We start from the raw sequence: 18,318 nt of genomic DNA on the forward strand, positions 1-18,318 counted from the left end.
TGACCCACTGACAGCCCGGCCGCCCCAGGGTGTGGGGCACACATGCCCGTACCGGAGAATGACCGGGTGAGCGATGTGAGACATGTACTGGTGCTGCCGGACCGCGACGCCGCTGAAGAGGTGGCCGGGGAGCTGGCGGACCGCTTCGGGATCGCCGAGGAGCCCCAGCTCGTACGGGACGCCCTGGCCGGCGAGGACGACGCCGAGGACGCCCAGTGGCTGGTGGTCGTGGAGGACCCGGCCGGCCGCCTGGACCAGGCCGCGCTGGACGAGTTCGCGGCGGAGTACGAAGGGTGGCTGGAGAAGCCGTAGGCGAACGAGCAGCCCGGCCGCGACCTGATGCCCTCCGGCACCTGGCCGGTCCGGCCCTCCTCCCTCGCCCCCCGCCACCGGCCGGTCCCCCCTCCGTCACCTCCGCCACCGACTGGCCATCCCTCCCCTCCGTCGCCCCCGCCACCGCCCTCGGTCGCCCCTCCCCTCCCCTCCGTCGTCTCCACCACCGACCGGTCACTCCTCCCCTCCTGAACGGCCCACCGCCCGCAGCTCCTTGCCCGTGCCCGTCACCGCGATGGCCCCGTCGGTGTCGGTGCGCAGGACCCGTGCCCCGGCGGCCCTGAGCGCGTCCACGGTCCGGGGCGAGGGGTGGCCGTACGGGTTGTCCGCGCCGCAGGAGATGAGCGCGAGCCTCGGCCGTACGCTGTCCAGCAGCCCCGCGTCCTGGAAGGCCGAGCCGTGGTGGGCCACCTTGAGGACATCCACCCGCGGCAGCCCCGCCGGGCTGTGCAGCAACCCCTGCTGGGCCGGTGGTTCGAGGTCGCCCAGGAGCAGCAGCGTCAGGCCGCCCCCGGCCCGTACGTGCAGGGTCACGCTGGAGTCGTTCGGCCCGCCCGCCCCCTTCACCGCACCGGCTCCCCCGGGCCCGTCGCGCGGCCAGAGGACCCGCCACTCCAGCGGCCCCGCCCGACGCCGCTCACCGGGTACCGCCCGCACCGTCGCGACCTGGGCCGCTGCCGCCGTACGCCGGACGAACGCGGCCTGCTCGGGCGGCTCGTCGAGGCTCGTCGTCTGCACCGCGCCCACGGCCCTGCCCCGCAGCACGCCGGGCAGCCCCCGGACATGGTCGGCGTGGAAATGGGTCAGGATCACGAGCGGCACCCGGGTGACACCGAGATCGCGCAGACAGCGGTCCACCGAGCGGGGATCGGGTCCGGCGTCGACGACCACCCCCGTGCCCTCCCCGGCGGCCAGCACCATCGCATCGCCCTGCCCCACGTCGCACAGCGCGAACGCCCAGTCCGGCGGCGGCCACCCCGTCACGATCCGGGTCAGCGGGACGGGCCGCAGCACCACCAGGACCAGGAGCAGCGCGGCGGCCGCGCAGAGCCAGGGGTGACGTACCAGCCGAGGGGCGAGCAGCACGGCCAGGAGTGTGAGGAGAGCCAGGAGAGCGGCACCGGCCCAGCCTCCGGGCCACGGGGCCTCCGCACCGGGCAGGTCCGCCCCCGTACGGGCCACCGAGGCGATCCACCCGGCCGGCCACCCCGCGACCCGGGCCAGCAGTTCGGCCACCGGCGGGGCGACCGGCGCCACGGCCAGCGCCGCGAACCCCAGCACCGTCGCGGGCGCCACCGCGAACTCCGCCAGCAGGTTGCACGGAATCGCCACCAGGCTCACCCGTGAGGCCAGAACCACCACCACGGGCGCGCACACCGCCTGCGCCGCAGCGGCGGCCGCCAGCACCTCGGCGAACCGGACCGGCATCCCCTGCCGTTGCAGCGCCGCACTCCACCGTGGCGCGAGCGTCAGCAGGGCACCGGTGGCCAGGACGGACAGCAGGAACCCGTAGCTCCGGGCCAGCCAGGGGTCGTACAGCACCAGGAGCACAACGGCCGCCGCCAGGGCGGGGATCAGGGATCTGCGGCGGCCGGTCCCGATGGCGAGAAGGGTGATCAGGCCGCAGGCCGCCGCGCGCAGAACGCTCGGCTCGGGACGGCAGACGACGATGAACGCGAGCGTAAGCGCGCCGCCAAGCAGCGCGGTCCCCCGTAGGGAGATCCCCAACTTGGGTGCCAGGCCTCGCCTTTCACTGTTCAGCGCCGAGCCGGGTGGGCCGATGAGAAGGAAGAGAAGGATCGACAGGTTGGCTCCTGACACCGCCAACAGGTGTGTCAGGTCGGTGGCCTTGAAGGCGTCGTGGAGTTCCGGCGAGACCCTGGAGGTGTCTCCGACCACCAGCCCCGGCAGCAGCGCCCGCGCGTCCGCGTCGAGGCCGTCCGTCGCCTCCCGCAGCCCGAAGCGCAGCTCCCCCGCCACGCGCTGGACGACGGTCGGGGGTCCGGTGATCCGGGGTGGCCCTTCGGTGTCCACGCGCAGGACGGCGGCCAGGCGTTCGCCCTGGTGGGCAGGGGGTGAGAGGCGGCCGCCGACGCGGAGCCGGGTGGAGGGCAGGAGATCCTGCCACCTCGCCCGGTCGTCTCCGGGCGAGACCATGAGGAGCACGGGCGTACGGACCCGGGTGCGGGGGCCGCCCGGTGCGGCCACCTCGGTGATGTCCGCGCCGATCAGGAGCGTGGCCGGGGTGCTGTGGCTGCCTCGCACGCCGGGGCGGGTCGGCCGGGGGTCGGAGGTGAGCCGCACCTCGGCGTCGATCCGCGCATGCTCCTGGGCCAGCCCGGGGACGGGCCCGCGCCGCACATCGGCGCCGTGCAGTCCGGCCGTGGCGCCGCCCGCCGCCGCGCAGAGCAGCACGGCTCCCACCGCGACGGTCCGCCTGCCCCTCGCTGACGCAGCTGCCAGGAGCACGATCGCCGCTACGGCACAGACCCCCGCCCCTACGGTCACCCAGCGCCCCGGCAGCCCGAGCGCCAGAGCCGCGGCCGCCCAGACCGCCAGAGCCGGCGGGACGAGCCGCAGATCCGTGGGCCTGTCCTCCCGCGCCGGAACCGCCCCCGGCTCACCGCTCGTTGCGGTGACCGTGTCCCGGTCGGCCACGCCTGCCTCCGGGCTGCTCATGGCTGCACGAGCGGTCGGAGGTCGGCGAACCGGCGGTCGCCGATGCCGTTGACCTGCCGGAGCTCGTCGACGGACCGGAATCCGCCGTTCTCCGTGCGGTGATCGATGATGTGCTGCGCCAGCACCGGCCCGACCCCCGGCAGGGTTTCGAGCTGCTCCTTGGTCGCCGTGCTCAGGCTCATCAGGGCCGCCGGGCCGGACGCCCCCGGTACGCCCGCCGCCGCACCGGTCGCCCCGCCGGTCGTGCCGCCGGTCGTGCCGAGGGCGGCCGGGGCCTGGGGCACCCCCACCGCGACCTGTTCGCCGTCCACGAGTACGCGCGCCCGGTTGAGCCCCGAGACATCGACCCCGGCACGCACACCGCCCGCCGCCCGGAGCGCGTCAGCCACCCGCGAACCGGCTGGAAGGCTCCGGACGCCCGGCCGGTGCACCTTGCCGCTGACATCCACCACGATCTCCCCCGCCGGTTCGGGCGGAGGGGTAGGCGGTGCGCCCGCGACCGGCCGGGGCGCCGGGTCCGCGCCTCCGGCCCGTAACGGATCCTCGGCCGCCGTCGCAGCCCCTGCCTCCACCGTCTCGGGTGCACGCACCCCTTGCGGACGCACGGACCAGAAGTGGAAGGCGGCGAGGCCTACGGCCACCAGCAGCACCAAGGCCAGTGCCGCGAGCGTCCGTGGCGCCAGCCCCCACCTGAGCCGCACCCACAGCGGCACCCGGTCCCAGAGCCCCGACACGACGTTCCCCGCCCACCCACGCACAGGCGCCTGGGCGGCCTCCCCCGCCCGGTCGTCGGGCAGGGGGTACGTCTTCAGGGTCGGGCCGGGCTCAAGGACCACACCCGGGCCCGGCTCTGGCGCAAGACCCACACCCACGCTCGGCTCAGCAACCACGCCCGGGCCCGTCCCACCCGCCATCAGCGCGTCCGCCCGGCGTCTCGCGGCCGCCGCGGCAAGGGCGGCACGGCCTCGCGCGGACCCCTGCCTGCCATGACGGGCACCCGGCCGAGCACCGGGACGTACCCCGGCCCGGCCGCTCGGACGGCCGCCGGGTCCGTGCCGCACCCGGCGCCCCGCCGCCGGAGCACGCTCGGCAGCGGCCGCCACCCCGGCAGCCTCACCGCCGGAAGCCGACGCCGCATGCGGGACCGGAGGCGGGAGGGGAGCCGGGATCAGAGGTGGAGAAGCGACGGGAGGTGGAGCGGCGGACGAGTGGTCAGCGACAGGGGCAGCGGACGGGGCGTCGGGCATCGACACCCGAGAGGTTCGAAGGGCCATGCCTCACGACGTTAGGCACAACCGCCCGAACCTGCTGAACAGCCCCGATTCCTGTGGACAACCGGCCAGTTGTGGATATCCCCGTCACTCGTACGAGGGCACCCGCGCCGTCAACGCGGCGAGATCACCACGCCGAGCAGCCCCGGTCCCGTGTGCGCCCCGATCACCGCGCCCACCTCGCTGACGTGGAGGTCGGCCAGGCCCGGAACCCGCTCCCGCAGCCGCTCGGCCAGGCGCTCCGCCCGCTCCGGCGCGGCTAGGTGGTGGACGGCGATGTCCACCGCCGCCTCACCGGCCCGCTCGGCGACGATCTCCTCCAGGCGGGCGATGGCCTTGGACGCCGTGCGCACCTTCTCCAGCATCTCGATCCGGCCGCCGTCGAGTTGGAGGATCGGCTTCACCGCGAGCGCGGAGCCCAGCAGCGCCTGGGCCGTGCCGATGCGGCCTCCCCGGCGGAGGTAGTCCAACGTGTCGACATAGAAATAAGCGGATGTTCCGGCGGCCCGCTTCTCCGCCGCCGCCACGACCTCGTCCAGGCCGCTGCCCGCCTCCGCGCTCTCCGCGGCCGCGAGCGCGCAGAAGCCCAGGGCCATGGCGACCATGCCGGTGTCCACGACACGTACCGGGATCGGGGCGTCCTTCGCCGCGAGCAGCGCGGCGTCGTACGTGCCCGAGAACTCCGCCGACAGGTGCAGGGAGACCACCGCGTCGGCTCCGCCCTCGGCCGCCGCCCGGTAGGTCGCGGCGAAGACCTCGGGGCTGGGGCGGGAGGTGGTCACGGAGTGGCGTTTCTGCAGGGCCAGGGCGAGCGAGCGGGCCGAGATCTCCGTGCCCTCCTCCAGCGCCTGATCGCCCAGGACGACGGTCAGCGGCACCGCGGTGATGCCGTGCCGTTCCATCGTCCGGCGCGGCAGGTAGGCCGTTGAATCAGTGACGATAGCGACATGGCGGGACATGAGCCGGAGGTTACCCGCCGAGGTCGGAGTGCGGGAGCCCGGCCCCGGCTCTGTGATCATTCCTGGTCACTTCGGAACGCGTCCTGTCACCATTAGCCACCGCCATTGGCCACCGCCATTGGCCACCGCCACTGGCACCGGCACCCGCACCCGCACCGGCCACCGCCGCACCCGCCCAAAAGCCCGACCGGCACCGGACAGCCCCGTTCGGCCGGACGCCTTCGCCCGGCCCCACCCTCAGTTGGTGGTCTCCGGCCTTGCCGACTTCTGCCACGGGTACCTCGTCCGCAGGTGCGGGTCCGGTGCCGTGATCGCCTGCGGGGCCTCCTCGCGGGCCGGTCCGCCCCAGGACTCGTCCGCCGTACTGCTGCTGGCCCCGGCGGCGGCCGGCTCGGGCCACTCCACCCCGGCGTCGCGTCCCCGCGCCGCCCCGGCACCCGACCGCCCCTGCGAGGTCCCGGACTGCTCCTCCGTGGTCCAGTGCCGCAGGGCTCCCGCCTCGATGTCGATCTGCGCGTTCAGCGCGTCCAGGTCGTCGTCGGCGAACTGGCGCGCCCGGTCCCGGGCCGCCCAGCGCAGTGAGTCCGCCGAGTGCGTGATCCGCTGCGTCCGCTCGCGCAGCTGCGGCAGCAGACCGGCGACCGTCGCCCGGTCCGGCTCACGCTCCAGCCGCTTCAGCTCGTCGTCCAGCTCCAGGCCGTGGGCGCTCAGCCGCCGGAAGAGGCCCACCGACTCGGCGAGCGAGGAGTCCTCCGCCACACCGGCGTGCAAGGCGTCCTGGGTGGCGCGCATCGAGGTGCGCAGGGCGAGCCGGAGCTGTGCCAGCTCACCCGTGACGCCGGGCTGGCCGAAGCTCTTGGCCCGGAGCGTGGTGTCCTCCACCGTGCGACGGGCCTGGGTGATCGTGCGGTCCACGCCCCGCTTGGCCGCACCGACGGCTTTCACGGTCACATAGACGCCCAAGGCGATGAACGCGACGAAGAGCAGCGCCAAGATCGTGATCGCGGCTTCCATGAATGCCCCTCGGTGTCTCGATGCGGCTGCCGGTAGCGGTCGCTCCCCTCCACCGTAAACGGAACGGGCAGGCCGAGGGTTCCATCGGAACCCCCAACCTGCCCGTAGGGGATGGCCCTAACTACGTACAGCGCCTACATACAGCGGCCGTCACGCGGGGACGATGTTCACCAGCTTCGGCGCCCGCACGATCACCTTGCGGATCCCGGCGCCGCCCAGCGCCGCGACGACCGCCTCGTCCGCCAGGGCCAGCGCCTCCAGCTCCTCGTCCGTGATGGAGGGCGAGATCTCCAGGCGGGCCCGGACCTTGCCCTTGATCTGGACGACGCAGGTGACGGTCTCGTCGACGACGTACGCCGGGTCGGCCACCGGGAAGTCCTGGTGGACGACGGAGTCGGTGTGGCCCAGCCGGCGCCACAGCTCCTCCGCGATGTGCGGGGCCAGCGGGGCGATCAGCAGGACCAGCCGCTCGGCCACGGACCGCGGCAGCGGGCCGCCCGCCTTCGTCAGGTGGTTGTTCAGCTCGGTGATCTTGGCGATGGCGGTGTTGAACCGCATCCCCTCCAGATCCTGGCCGACCCCGTCGATGGCCTTGTGCAGGGCCCTCAGGGTGTCCTCACCGGGCTCGGTGTCGACGACGGTGACCTCACCGGTCTCCTCGTCGACCACGTTGCGCCACAGCCGTTGCAGCAGCCGGTACTGGCCGACCACGGCACGCGTGTCCCAGGGGCGCGACACATCCAGCGGGCCCATCGCCATCTCGTACAGACGCAGGGTGTCCGCACCGTACTCGGCGCAGATCTCGTCCGGCGTGACCGCGTTCTTCAGGGACTTGCCCATCTTCCCCAGGACGCGGCTGACCTTTTCGCCCTCGTGGTAGAAGGCGCCGTCGCGCTCCTCCACCTCGGCGGCGGGGACGGCGATGCCCCGGGCGTCGCGGTAGACGAAGGCCTGGATCATGCCCTGGTTGTACAGCTTGTGGAACGGCTCGGCGGACGAGATGTGGCCCAGGTCGTGCAGCACCTTGGACCAGAACCGCGCGTACAGCAGGTGCAGCACGGCGTGCTCGGCACCGCCGACGTACAGGTCGACACCGCCGGTGGGCTGGCCCTCGCGCGGGCCCATCCAGTACTGCTCGATCGCCGGGTCGACCAGCTGCCGGTCGTTGGTCGGGTCCAGGTAGCGCAGCTCGTACCAGCAGGAACCGGCCCAGTTGGGCATGGTGTTGGTCTCGCGGCGGTACTTCTTCGGGCCGTCGCCCAGGTCCAGCGTCACGTTGACCCAGTCCGCGTTGCGCGACAGCGGGGTCTCGGGCTGGGTGTCGGCGTCCTCCGGATCGAAGGTGCGCGGCGAGTAGTCCTCGACCTCCGGCAGCTCCAGCGGCAGCATCGACTCGGGCAGCGGGTGGGCGATGCCCTCCTCGTCGTACACGATCGGGAAGGGCTCGCCCCAGTAGCGCTGGCGGCTGAACAGCCAGTCGCGCAGCCGGAAGTTGACGGTGCCCTCACCGACACCGTGCTCCTGGAGCCAGTCGGTGATCTTCGCCTTGGCCTCGACGACGCCCAGGCCGTCCAACGAGATCTCGTCGTTGGCGGAGTTGACCAGCTTCGCGTCGTACGAGCTGAAGGCGTCGTCCCAGGTGGCGGGGTCGGTGCCGCGGTCGTCCGAGGGCTGGACGACACAGCGCATCGGCAGCTCGAAGGCGCGCGCGAAGGCGAAGTCGCGCGCGTCGTGCGCCGGTACGGCCATGATCGCGCCGGTGCCGTACCCCATCAGGACGTAGTCCGCGATGAAGACGGGGACCTTCTCGCCGCTGACCGGGTTGGTCGCGTACGCGCCGGTGAAGACACCGGTCTTGTCCTTGGCCTCGGCCTGCCGCTCCACGTCGGACTTGGCGGCGGCCTGCTTGCGGTACGCGGTGACGGCCTCGGCCGGGCTGGCGTGGCCACCGGTCCACACCGGGTGCGTTCCCTCGGGCCAGGCGGCCGGGATGATCCGCTCCACCAGGTCGTGCTCGGGCGCCAGCACCATGTAGGTGGCGCCGAACAGGGTGTCCTGACGGGTGGTGAAGACGGTGATGCCACCGGCGGTGTCGACCGGGAACTCGACGCGGGCGCCCTCGGAGCGGCCGATCCAGTTGCGCTGCTGGAGCTTGATGGCCTCGGGCCAGTCCAGCCCGTCCAGGTCGTTCAGCAGCCGGTCGGCGTAGGCGGTGATGCGCATGTTCCACTGGCGCAGCTTGGCCTTGAAGACGGGGAAGTTGCCGCGCTCGGAACGGCCGTCGGCGGTGACCTCCTCGTTGGCCAGCACGGTGCCCAGGCCGGGCGCCCAGTTGACGGGCGCGTCGGAGGCGTACGCCAGGCGGTACCGGCCCAGCAGGTCGGCGCGTTCGGCGGCGCTCAGCGCGCTCCACTCACGGCCGTCGGGGGTCGCCCGGGTGCCGCTCTCGAACTGCTCCACCAACTCGCCGATCGGGCGGGCCCGGTCGGCCTCGGTGTCGTACCAGGAGTTGAAGATCTGCAGGAAGATCCACTGCGTCCACTTGTAATAGTCGGCCTCGATCGTCGCGAACGAGCGGCGGTTGTCGTGGCCCAGACCCAGCCGGCGCAGCTGGACCTTCATGTTCTCCATGTTGGCCTCGGTGGAGACCCGCGGGTGGGTGCCCGTCTGGACCGCGTACTGCTCGGCGGGCAGGCCGAACGCGTCGAAGCCCAGGGTGTGCAGCACGTTGTGGCCGGTCATCCGCTGGTGGCGGGCGTAGACATCGGTGGCGATGTAGCCCAGCGGGTGTCCGACGTGCAGCCCCGCACCCGAGGGGTACGGGAACATGTCCATGATGAACTTCTTCGGCTTGGCGGCCAGCTCCGGGTCGCCCGCCAGGTCACCGGTGGGGTTCGGTGCCTCGTACGTCCCCTCCGCGTCCCAGAAGTCCTGCCAGCGTGCCTCGATGTCGGCGGCCATCGCCGCCGTGTAGCGGTGCGGCGCGGCCGTCTCGGCTGCGGAATTCGTCTCGCTCATGATCCTCAAAGCTCCATCGATCGTCATCTGCCGGGAAACGAAAAATCCCCTCGCACAGGAGGGGACGCCGCGCTGACTCCGACCAGGCGTTCTCACCGGTCGGGACTGTTCAGCGCGGCTCGCTAAGCAGAAGGCGTACGGCACGCATGGCGTCAGGGTACCGCACGTGCCCGGAAGGGAGCGGGGAGCGACCGGTGGGCGGACAGCGTGCGCAGGGGCCGGCCCCCATCGGCTCCGCGAGCCGGTTCCCAGCTGCTCCGGGGGCCGATCCCTACCTGCTCATTCGTCGCCCTCAGTAGTTGACGCGTGATGTTCCCGTGGGCGCGCGGTGTGTGTTCGGCGGGCTTCCGGTGGGCTTTCCGCGGAGTCCTGGGGCGACTCGCCTGGCTGCGGGAACGGCCGGGAAGCGGATGTTACTCGGCGTACCGACTTCTATCGGGGCAACCGAGCAAAGCCCGTATTGGTTGGTATGGGGCGCCCTAGCATGCGGCAACGGGACCGCTTTGCCGAACTATTCGGAGTCGCCCCCATGAACCCTCATCGCAAGATCCGCGTATCCCCCACCATGAGCCCCGGAATGAGTCGGCCTGTACAGGGCGGCCTGACTGTCACCGCCCTGGTTTTCGTCCCCCTGCTCGCCGTCGCAGGGAGCGACGGCTTCCGCGCCACCCTCGATTTCACCACCGGCGTCCTGTCGCTGGTGTCGCTCAGCGCTGCCGTCGCCTGGGGCCTGCTGGCCACCGACCGGCTGTTCCTCTCGACCCGGCAGCGAATCGTCTGCCAGGGCATCCACCGCGCCACGGCCATCGCCGCGCTCGGCTTCCTGCTGCTGCACGGCACCGTGAAGATCGCCCTCGGCCACGTGTCCTTGATCGGCGCCCTCATACCCTTCGGCCTCGGAGTCACGGGCACGGCGGGGCTGATCGGCTTCGGCTCGCTAGCCGGACTGCTGATGGTCGTCACGGCCGCGACCGGCGCGATGCGCAGCGCGTTCGCCCAGCCCTCCGCCACGGCCACCCGGCTGGGGCAGTCGCTGGGCTCCCCCCGGGAGGCGGGCGGGATCGCGGGGCGGTGGCGGGCCCTGCACGCCTTGGCCTATCCGGCCTGGTGTGCCGCGCTGATCCACGGCCTGTACGCGGGCCGGGCGCCCGCCACCTGGGTCGTCGTGATGTACAGCCTCTGCCTCACCGCCGTCGCGGGCGCCCTGTGCCTGCGGCTGCTGCCCGGCCCGACGAAGCGCCGGATCACCGACCGGATCAGCGCCTTGATGAGCCCGGAGGCGGACTTCGACGCGCCGGACCCGGTGCTGCGCGGGTCCTCGCGGCCGGGTACGGAGCGCGGGCCTGGCCGCGAGCCGCCCTCGGGAGACCCGGCAGGGTGGAGCGAGCCGGACCGGGAGGTGCGGGGCACTCCGGTGCGCCCGCGCACCCTGTCGGCGCCGCTGCCTCCGCCGGTGCCCCCGCCCGTACCGCTGTCCGGATCGCTCCACTCACTGGACGAGACCCGCCCCCTGCCCGACCCGCTCTCCACGCACGGAACGCACTCCCCGCACGAGGCGCCGACCGAATTGCTGTACGGGGTCCAGCCCCCGGCGTACGAACCGCCGCCGCGCAGCTCCGACCGGCTCGCCGACGGTCCGACGAGCGGGCCGGGCATCGGGCCGACGGGCGGGCCGGGCATCGGGGTGACAGGCGGGCCCGGGATCGGGGTGACAGGCGGGCCGGGAATATCGGCCGGGTACCGGGCCGTCTCGCAGGCCGGCAACTCCGCACGCCCACCGGGTGCCAGATGGCCCGCCCCGTCCCCCGCACCGCCCGCACAGGCCCATCACCGCCCCCAGGGAGCCGAGCACACCTACGCGCCCCCGCAGGAACCACCCCTGTACGCGTCACCGCTCCACACCACGCCTCCTTACAGCACACCCTCGTACGGCACAGCTGACGCGACGCCTTCTTATGGCGACGCCACGACCGGTAGCGCCCCGAGCCCCAGCGCCCCCTCCCCTTCCTACGAAGCCACGTACGAAGCCGCTTCCTATGAAGCCGCGTACGAGGCCACGCCCGGAGCCTCGTACGGAGCCACCCGCGAATCCGCTTACGCACCCACCTACGAGTCCCCGTACAAGGCCGCCCCCGCGGCCGACCCCTTCGACACAGCCACTTACAACACGCCCACCACCGGCACCGGCGCCGAGCCGCCGGCCGGACCGTTCTCCGCGCCCCCGGCCGGCGAACCGTGGCACGCACCCGCAGGAGACCGACCGTGAACGACCCCCTCCCCGATGTTCCCGAGGTCCGCGTCGTCGGCCTGCCTCAACTGACCACCGGCTTCGACCTGGTGGAGCGGCTCGACCTCGCCATGCACCTGAAGGTGCACGGGCCTCTCGAACCGATGACCGGCGAGCGGCTGGCGGAACTGGCCGAGGCGATATCCCTGCGCGGGCGGGGCGGCGCAGGGTTCCCGTTCGGGAAGAAGATGCGGGCGGTGGCGAAGGCGTCCATCCGGCGCGGGGTGCGCCCCGTCGTCGTGATCAACGGGAGCGAGGGCGAGCCCGCCTGCCGCAAGGACACCGTCCTGCTCAACCGCGCCCCGCACCTGATCCTGGACGGCGCCCTGCTGGCCGCCGAGGCGCTCGGCGCGCGCACGCTGGTCGTCGCCGTCACCCGTAACTCCACCGAGGTCTCCGTACGCGCGGCCCTGGCCGAGCGCGGCCTCTCCGACCGGCGCGGCCAGCAGCTGCGCGCCCGGGTGGTGCGCACCCCGGAGCGGATGGTCTCCGGCGAGGCGTCCTCGGTGATCCGCGCGGCCAACGGCGGCCCCGCCATGCCCCCGGGCCGGCGCGAGCGGGCGGCGGAGACCGGGGTCGGCGGTGCCCCGACCCTGCTGTCCAACGCGGAGACGTACGCCCAGCTCGCCGTCGCCGCGCGGATCGGCCCCCGCCGCTACGGGCACACCGGACTGCCGGGCGAACCGGGCACCGTCCTGCTCACCGTCTCCGGTGCCGTGACGCGGCCCATGGTCATCGAGGTGCCGACCGGGGTGCCGCTGCGGTACATCCTCCAGCTGGCCGGAGCGCCGCCGCTGCCCCAGGGGGTCCTGACGGGCGGCTACCACGGCAACTGGATCGACGCGGTCGCCTCCCACAACGCGGTCATCTCCCGCGAGTCCCTGGCCAACGTCGGCGGCGCGCTCGGCGCGGGCGCGATCCTGCCGATCGGTCCGGAGACCTGCCCGCTCGGCGAGTCCCTGCGGATCGCGAACTGGCTGGCCGCCGAGACCGCCGGGCAGTGCGGCCCGTGCAAGCTGGGGCTCCCCGCCGCGGCGGGCGGTCTCTCTGATGTGCTGAACGGCGGCGGGCCCGCCGCGCTGGAGGCCCTGCGTGAGGTGGCCCAGGCCGTGAAGGGCCGGGGGGCGTGCAAGCACCCGGACGGTTCGGCGCGGTTCTACATGTCGACGCTGTCGGCGTTCACCGACGACCTCGCCGCCCATGTCCTGGACGGCGGCTGCGGCCGCGAGACGCTCGGTGTGCTGCCGCTGCCCTCCTCCGGCTACCAGGACGTGGAGGAGTCGATTCCGAGCGGCGAGAAGCTGGCGGTGGACTGGACGCTCTGCCAGGGCCACGGCCTCTGCGCGGACATCGTCCCCGAGCTCATCAGACTGGGCCCCGACGGCTATCCGGCGGTGGCGGACGCCTCGGTCCCGATGCATCTGCGCGGACGCGCCCAGCGGGCCGTACGGCGCTGCCCCGCGCTGGCGCTCCGCATGGAGCAGCCGGCCGCCGAGCAGCGGCCCGCGCTGCCCGCCGTCAACCGGCGGGCCCTGGGCAGCGGACGCGGCTGACCGGGCACCACGACGGAAGAAGCGGGCCACCCGATCCGGGTGGCCCGCTTCTTCATGTGGAACTTGTGGAGCTAAGGAGAATTGAACTCCTGACCTCCTGCATGCCATGCAGGCGCTCTACCAACTGAGCTATAGCCCCTTGCTGCTTGCCGCCCGGTTCCCCTTGGCGACATCGAGAACATTACACGGTCTCCCCGGTGCTTCACCAAATCGTTTCCGCTATGCACTCATATGCCCGAATTATCCCGGACGTTGAACCGTCCGTCGCAGGTCAGAGGCCCGGAGGATCACGCCGTGGCGAAGGAGTAGAAGCGCTTGAGGGTGCAGTGCTCCTCCAGGAGCCGCCCGTAGATCGGCTCCCCCTCGAGCTCCCGGTAGGTCTCGATGGGGTCGCCTTTTATGATCAGCGCCCGGGCACATTCCTCGCACCAGTACTGGTATTCGGAGTTGATCGGGTCCATGTCCCTGACAATGGGCGTACCGCTGCCGCACCAGTCGCACTTACGCCTGTGTGCACCCATCAGTCAGCTCCAGCTGTGGCCGCAGGCCGTACACACGTAGGAGACCCCTCCGTTGTCGCCCAGGACTTGGGCCACGTGGGACGAACCGCAGGACGGACAGCCGAGCCGGGATCGATCTTCGGACGTTACGGGGCCGGGGGACGAGGTGGCGACAAGGGGCAGGTCGGGGACGCGTTCGCGACTCGCAGGCATCGCGCTCCCTCCCGATCGGTCCGTCGCCCCCTCCGGCGCTCCGATTCTGCCATGACCCCGCAAGGGGGTCAGCCCGCTTCACGCCCTATGCAGAAGATCCCGCCCCCAGACGGGGACGGGATCCTGATTGTGGAGCTAAGGAGAATTGAACTCCTGACCTCCTGCATGCCATGCAGGCGCTCTACCAACTGAGCTATAGCCCCGCTGTCCGCTGTGTTTCCCTGCGTTTCCGCGCTGCGAACAAGAAGAACTTTAGCCTGTGACCTGCCGGAAAGTGAAATCCGGCCGTGGACGCCCGGAGACGGCCTGCGGGACGGCCCCGCGAGCGGGGTCCGAGGGGCCCTAGTCGTCGTCGCCGAGCACCGGTTCCGGCAGGGTGCCGGCGTTGTGCTCCAGCAGGCGCCAGCCGCGCGCGCCCTCGCCCAGGACGGACCAGCAGCAGTTGGTGAGCCCGCCGAGCCCTTCCCAGTGGTGCGCCTCCAGGCCGAGGAGACGGCCGATCGTCGTCCTGATCGTGCCGCCGTGGCTGACCACGACGAGGGTGCCGTCGGCGGGCAGCTTCTCGGCGTGCTCCAGGACGACCGGTGCGGCCCGGTCGGCGACCTCGGTCTCCAGCTCGCCGCCGCCCCTGCGCACGGGCTCGCCGCGCTTCCACGCCGCGTACTGCTCGCCGTACCGCTCCACGATCTCCACATGCGTCAGCCCCTGCCAGGCGCCCGCGTACGTCTCACGGAGCGCGGCGTCATGGGCCACCGTGAGGCCGGTGACGGCCGCGAGCTCGGCGGCCGTGGCCGCCGCCCGCCGGAGATCGGAGGCGACGACGGCATCGGGCTTCAGCGAGGCGAGCAGCCGGGCGGCCCGACGGGCCTGCCCGACGCCCTCCTCGGTCAGCTCGATGTCCGTGGAGCCCTGGAAGCGGCGCTCCAGGTTCCACGCGGTCTGGCCGTGACGCCAGAGGACGATCCTGCGGCCCCTGCCGCTGCGACTGCCGTTCAGCTCTGGTCACCTTCCGTGCTGCCGTTGAGCTGTGCGTGCTCCTCGGCCTTGCCACGGGTCCTGATCGCGTCCTCGGGGAGGGCAATCTCCGGGCAGTCCTTCCACAGGCGCTCCAGCGCGTAGAAGACGCGCTCCTCGCTGTGCTGGACGTGGATGACGATGTCGACGTAGTCGAGGAGGATCCAGCGGGCGTCGCGGTCGCCCTCACGGCGCACCGGCTTGGCGCCGAGCTCCTTCTGGAGCTTCTCCTCGATCTCGTCGACGATCGACTTGACCTGACGGTCGTTGGGGGCCGAGGCCAGCAGGAAGGCGTCGGTGATCGACAGCACATCGCTGACGTCGTAGGCGATGATGTCGTGCGCGAGCCGGTCGGCGGCCGCCTGAGCGGCGGCGTTGATGAGCTCGATGGAGCGGTCCGTGGCGGTCACATGCAGGCTTTCGTCGGCGGTCGGATGCAACCTCTAGGGTCTCACGGACCGCCGACAACCCCTCCCGCCGACGAAATACGCCGCTGAACAGCCGGTCGTACGGCCCCGGCTACTTAATCCTGCCAGCTCTCGCCCCGGCTACTTCGTCTTGTAGTTCTGGCCGAGCACCGCGGACACGTCCGCGTTGGCGGCCGGCTCGCCCTTCTTCACGGCACCGGCGGACAGCCCCAGCGTCTTGGCGACCTCCGAGGCCTTCTCCTTGTCCTCGGCGCTCCGGTAGATCACGACGGACTCGGCCTCCACGTCGGCCTTGCCGCTGTCCACGAACGCGTAGCCGCCGTTGACCAGCGTGATCCGGGCGGACTCCCCGGCGCGTGCGTTCCCGGTGGCGTTGCGGACGGCGACCCTCAGGGGCGCGCCCTCCTCCGGAGCCTTCACCGTGCCGCCGAGGATGTCCTTGACGACGCTGCGGGTGGCCGCGTCGGTGAGGGTGCCGTCGTCCTGGACCGGCAGCATCGCCGTCTTGTAGTCGCCGACCTTGGCCCGCGAGGCCAGCTTGGCGAGCGAGGCCCCGAGGTCCTTCTCCGGCAGCGACGGGTCCAGGACCTGCGCCAGCGTCTCCACGGTGACGGTCGCCGCCTTGGGGTCCTCCGAGATCTTGCGCAGCACCGCGCGCATGACCTCGCCGAACCGCGCCAGCTGCTTGGCCTCGGCCTCCCCGGGTGCGAGGTAGGTGGCGTACGCGACGGCCATCGGGCCGCTGAGCGTCTGCGCCTCCCCCTTCTTCACCAAGGGCGCGGCGCCCTTCTTGGCGTCGGGCACATCGATGTCGGTGTCCATCTCGATGTTGCCGACCTGCTCGACCAGGATCTCCAGGTACGGGGTGTCCAGCCGCCAGGTGCCGCTGATCTTGGTGCCCAGGAGGGTTTCGATCGACTCCCGGGTGCCGGTCCTGCCGTCGTCGTCGACGGACTTGCCCAGCGTGGTGGTGGACCCGTCATCACCGGCGACGGCGAGGGTGTTCGGCAGCAGGATGGTGGTGCCCTGCTTCGTGGTGGCGTTGTCGACGAGCAGGGCTGTCGACGTGCCGCCCTTCTTGGTGTTGTGCAGGTGTACGACGATCACATCGCGCTGCTGCGCGCCGACGGCGACGGACTTCTTCTCCTCCGGGCCGGAGAGGCCGGGGAGCATGTCGGCGGACCAGAGGTACCCGACGCCGCCGACGACCACGAGCGCGGCGACGACGATCAGGGCGATGATCCGGTTGCGGCCCTTGCGCCGTGCTTCCTCGCGCCGCTCGCTGCGGCTCTCGGTGAACTTCAGCCAGTCGATGACGTCTTCGGAGTCCTCGTCGGGCTCCTCGATGAACGAGAACTGCTCGGTGCGGTAGTCCGGAGCGGGGGCGCGCTGCCCGGGGACGGCCGGGTCCGCATCAGCCGCCGGCTCCGGCTCGGGGGCCTGCTCGCGCGGGGGCTGCGGGGCCTGCCGGGGGGTCTGCTGCGGCGCCTGTTCGGGTGCGGGGGCGGTGCCCTGCTGCGGGATGTTCCACTGATCGGTGTCGACGGCGGCGGGCTGCTGCCCGGTGGCGTAGCCGTAGTCGGTGTAGCCCCCGTAGCCGTAACCCTGGCTCTGCGCCTGTCCCTGGCCCTGCCCGTAGCCCTGGTCGGTGCCCTGGCCGTAGCCCTGGTCGGCGCCTTGGCCGCCCTGGTCCTGCTGCTGCCCCGCGTAAGGGTCATAGGCCTGGGGCTGCTGGGTCTGGCCGTACGGGTCGTATCCGTACCCCGTGTCCTGGGCCTGGTTCTGCCCCTGCCCCTGGCCCTGCTGGGTGGCGTAGGGGTCGTACTGCTGCCCGCCCTGCTGCTGGTACACCGGCTGCCCGTACTCGTCGTAGCCGATGATCTGCGGCTGCTGGTAGTACGGGTCGTGGTCGTACGGGTTCTGTCGGTCGTTCACCGGTGCCCCTCTCCGTGGCTCAGTCGCCGCGGTACAGCTGGCGCTTGTCGATGTAGCGGACCACGCCGTCCGGCACCAGGTACCAGACCGGCTCCCCCTGCGCGACCCTCTCACGGCAGTCCGTGGACGAGATCGCCAGCGCGGGCACCTCCACGAGGGAGACGCCGCCCTCGGGGAGACCGTCGTCCGTGAGCACGTGACCCGGCCGGGTCACACCGATGAAGTGGGAGAGCGAGAACAGCTCCTCCGCGTCACGCCAGGTGAGGATCTGGGAGAGCGCGTCGGCGCCGGTGATGAAGAAGAGGTCCGCGTCGCCGTGGACCTCGCGCAGGTCCCGCAGCGTATCGATGGTGTACGTCGGTCCGCCACGGTCGATGTCACTGCGGCTGACCGAGAACTGCGGGTTGGACGCGGTGGCGATGACCGTCATCAGATAGCGGTCCTCGGCCGGGGAGACCTTCTTGTGGCTCTTCTGCCACGGCTGCCCGGTCGGGACGAACACGACCTCGTCGAGATGGAACTGGGCGGCCACTTCACTGGCCGCCACCAGGTGTCCATGATGGATCGGGTCGAATGTCCCGCCCATGACGCCGATGCGGCGTTTGCCGGGGCCGGTAGGCACTTCCTGCTCTCCCATGCGTGCAGAGCCTACTGGCACAGCTGTACGCCTCTGTCTCAGCGGTCGCGGTTGAAGCGGGTGGTGACCCAGAGCAGGAACATCAGCGCGATGAAGGCGCCGGCGCCGACGACGTAGGGGTTGAGGCTTTCATGGTTGCCGCCGCCCTCGCCTCCGGAGGCGAGAGTGACCAGCTGGTGCGAGGTGCTCGTGAGGCTCATCTTCGGCAGGACCTATCGATCGTGAATCGGAAGGAAGACGTCGGGCACATCGTATGCGGGGCCCCCGGGCACGCTCACGCCGACTCAGTCGTTGTCACCGTTGTCGCGGTATCCACGCAGCAGGAACCAGGCGAGCAGCACCGCTCCGACGATCGAGGCCAGCAGCACGATCCGGAGAGTGGTCCCCGGACCCTGCTGGTCGGAGACGGCGGCGAGCAGTACGGCGGTGTGCGGCATTTCGGGCGCTCCTCATAGTTATCCACAGCCCCCCGCACAC

The 18,318-nt window shown here is 72.0% G+C and carries 16 protein-coding genes and 2 tRNA genes; 3 read left to right on the plus strand and 15 right to left on the minus strand.

From position 1 onward, the window contains the following. Nucleotides 1-66 precede the first annotated feature (66 nt). Nucleotides 67-312 (plus strand): hypothetical protein, encoded by a 246-nt coding sequence (locus GTY67_RS09330; protein ID WP_256062371.1) that lies wholly within the window; start codon nt 67-69, stop codon nt 310-312. A gap of 195 nt (nt 313-507) precedes the next feature. Here the strand turns inward: GTY67_RS09330 and GTY67_RS09335 are convergent, their stop codons facing one another. From GTY67_RS09335 to leuS, 5 genes are all read right to left on the minus strand, one after another. Beyond that, complete coding sequence (locus tag GTY67_RS09335) at nt 508-3,012, minus strand: ComEC/Rec2 family competence protein (RefSeq protein ID WP_161278357.1); 2,505 nt, start codon at nt 3,010-3,012, stop codon at nt 508-510. Continuing rightward, nucleotides 3,009-3,926 (minus strand): ComEA family DNA-binding protein, encoded by a 918-nt coding sequence (locus tag GTY67_RS09340; protein WP_237502569.1) that lies wholly within the window; start codon nt 3,924-3,926, stop codon nt 3,009-3,011. The genes GTY67_RS09335 and GTY67_RS09340 overlap by 4 nt, the downstream gene beginning before the upstream one ends. A 470-nt stretch (nt 3,927-4,396) precedes the next feature. Then, nucleotides 4,397-5,242: a DegV family protein gene (locus tag GTY67_RS09345; protein WP_093693269.1), complete on the minus strand. Its 846-nt coding sequence runs from the start codon at nt 5,240-5,242 to the stop codon at nt 4,397-4,399. Nucleotides 5,243-5,479: 237 nt separating this feature from the next. After that, a complete protein-coding gene (locus GTY67_RS09350) occupies nt 5,480-6,256 on the minus strand; it encodes a hypothetical protein (protein WP_161278358.1) in 777 nt (258 codons plus the stop codon). 150 nt (nt 6,257-6,406) lie between these two features. Continuing rightward, on the minus strand, nt 6,407-9,274 hold the full coding sequence (gene leuS / locus GTY67_RS09355) for a leucine--tRNA ligase (RefSeq protein ID WP_093693267.1): 2,868 nt from the start codon (nt 9,272-9,274) through the stop codon (nt 6,407-6,409). Between the two features lie 577 nt (nt 9,275-9,851). Between leuS and GTY67_RS09360 the strand changes: the two genes are divergently transcribed. Both GTY67_RS09360 and GTY67_RS09365 read left to right on the plus strand, forming a co-directional pair. Continuing rightward, complete coding sequence (locus tag GTY67_RS09360; RefSeq protein WP_161278359.1) at nt 9,852-11,540, plus strand: hypothetical protein; 1,689 nt, start codon at nt 9,852-9,854, stop codon at nt 11,538-11,540. After that, entirely contained in the window at nt 11,537-13,114 is a 1,578-nt protein-coding gene (locus GTY67_RS09365) for an NADH-quinone oxidoreductase subunit NuoF family protein (protein ID WP_161278360.1), read from the plus strand. Before GTY67_RS09360 ends, GTY67_RS09365 begins: the two co-directional genes overlap by 4 nt. Before the next feature lie 66 nt (nt 13,115-13,180). Here the strand turns inward: GTY67_RS09365 and GTY67_RS09370 are convergent. From GTY67_RS09370 to GTY67_RS34490, 10 genes are all read right to left on the minus strand, one after another. Then, nucleotides 13,181-13,253: transfer RNA gene (locus GTY67_RS09370), tRNA-Ala, on the minus strand. A 148-nt stretch (nt 13,254-13,401) separates the two neighbouring features. Continuing rightward, on the minus strand, nt 13,402-13,635 hold the full coding sequence (locus GTY67_RS09375; RefSeq protein WP_093693264.1) for a hypothetical protein: 234 nt from the start codon (nt 13,633-13,635) through the stop codon (nt 13,402-13,404). A 3-nt stretch (nt 13,636-13,638) separates the two neighbouring features. Continuing rightward, on the minus strand, nt 13,639-13,827 hold the full coding sequence (locus GTY67_RS34835; protein WP_093693263.1) for a hypothetical protein: 189 nt from the start codon (nt 13,825-13,827) through the stop codon (nt 13,639-13,641). 130 nt (nt 13,828-13,957) lie between these two features. Further along, nucleotides 13,958-14,030 (minus strand) — tRNA-Ala (locus GTY67_RS09385). A gap of 139 nt (nt 14,031-14,169) precedes the next feature. Further along, the gene (locus tag GTY67_RS09390; protein ID WP_161280013.1) at nt 14,170-14,823 is read right to left on the minus strand and encodes a histidine phosphatase family protein; all 654 of its coding nucleotides are present in this window, start codon (nt 14,821-14,823) and stop codon (nt 14,170-14,172) included. Continuing rightward, the gene (gene rsfS, locus GTY67_RS09395) at nt 14,820-15,251 is read right to left on the minus strand and encodes a ribosome silencing factor (RefSeq protein WP_093693261.1); all 432 of its coding nucleotides are present in this window, start codon (nt 15,249-15,251) and stop codon (nt 14,820-14,822) included. Before rsfS ends, GTY67_RS09390 begins: the two co-directional genes overlap by 4 nt. Before the next feature lie 138 nt (nt 15,252-15,389). Next, entirely contained in the window at nt 15,390-17,204 is a 1,815-nt protein-coding gene (locus GTY67_RS09400) for an LCP family protein (RefSeq protein WP_161278361.1), read from the minus strand. Between the two features lie 19 nt (nt 17,205-17,223). Continuing rightward, a complete protein-coding gene (gene nadD, locus GTY67_RS09405; RefSeq protein ID WP_093693259.1) occupies nt 17,224-17,841 on the minus strand; it encodes a nicotinate-nucleotide adenylyltransferase in 618 nt (205 codons plus the stop codon). A 38-nt stretch (nt 17,842-17,879) separates the two neighbouring features. Continuing rightward, entirely contained in the window at nt 17,880-18,041 is a 162-nt protein-coding gene (locus GTY67_RS34485) for a hypothetical protein (protein WP_176727574.1), read from the minus strand. Between the two features lie 84 nt (nt 18,042-18,125). Further along, nucleotides 18,126-18,278, minus strand: a complete 153-nt coding sequence (locus GTY67_RS34490) for a hypothetical protein (RefSeq protein ID WP_176727573.1) — start codon at nt 18,276-18,278, stop codon at nt 18,126-18,128. Nucleotides 18,279-18,318 lie beyond the last annotated feature (40 nt).

The organism is Streptomyces sp. SID8374 (genome assembly GCF_009865135.1).
GTDB lineage: Bacteria > Actinomycetota > Actinomycetes > Streptomycetales > Streptomycetaceae > Streptomyces.

Coding starts and splice junctions, on each gene's coding strand:
- GTY67_RS09350 (WP_161278358.1), bottom strand. CDS start 6,256: ATGGAAGCCGCGATCACGATCTTGGCGCTGCTCTTCGTCGCGTTCATC.
- nadD (WP_093693259.1), bottom strand. CDS start 17,841: ATGGGAGAGCAGGAAGTGCCTACCGGCCCCGGCAAACGCCGCATCGGC.
- GTY67_RS34835 (WP_093693263.1), bottom strand. CDS start 13,827: ATGCCTGCGAGTCGCGAACGCGTCCCCGACCTGCCCCTTGTCGCCACC.
- GTY67_RS09360 (WP_161278359.1), top strand. CDS start 9,852: ATGAGTCGGCCTGTACAGGGCGGCCTGACTGTCACCGCCCTGGTTTTC.
- GTY67_RS09375 (WP_093693264.1), bottom strand. CDS start 13,635: ATGGGTGCACACAGGCGTAAGTGCGACTGGTGCGGCAGCGGTACGCCC.
- leuS (WP_093693267.1), bottom strand. CDS start 9,274: ATGAGCGAGACGAATTCCGCAGCCGAGACGGCCGCGCCGCACCGCTAC.
- GTY67_RS09345 (WP_093693269.1), bottom strand. CDS start 5,242: ATGTCCCGCCATGTCGCTATCGTCACTGATTCAACGGCCTACCTGCCG.
- GTY67_RS09335 (WP_161278357.1), bottom strand. CDS start 3,012: ATGAGCAGCCCGGAGGCAGGCGTGGCCGACCGGGACACGGTCACCGCA.
- GTY67_RS09340 (WP_237502569.1), bottom strand. CDS start 3,926: ATGGCGGGTGGGACGGGCCCGGGCGTGGTTGCTGAGCCGAGCGTGGGT.
- GTY67_RS34490 (WP_176727573.1), bottom strand. CDS start 18,278: ATGCCGCACACCGCCGTACTGCTCGCCGCCGTCTCCGACCAGCAGGGT.
- GTY67_RS34485 (WP_176727574.1), bottom strand. CDS start 18,041: ATGAGCCTCACGAGCACCTCGCACCAGCTGGTCACTCTCGCCTCCGGA.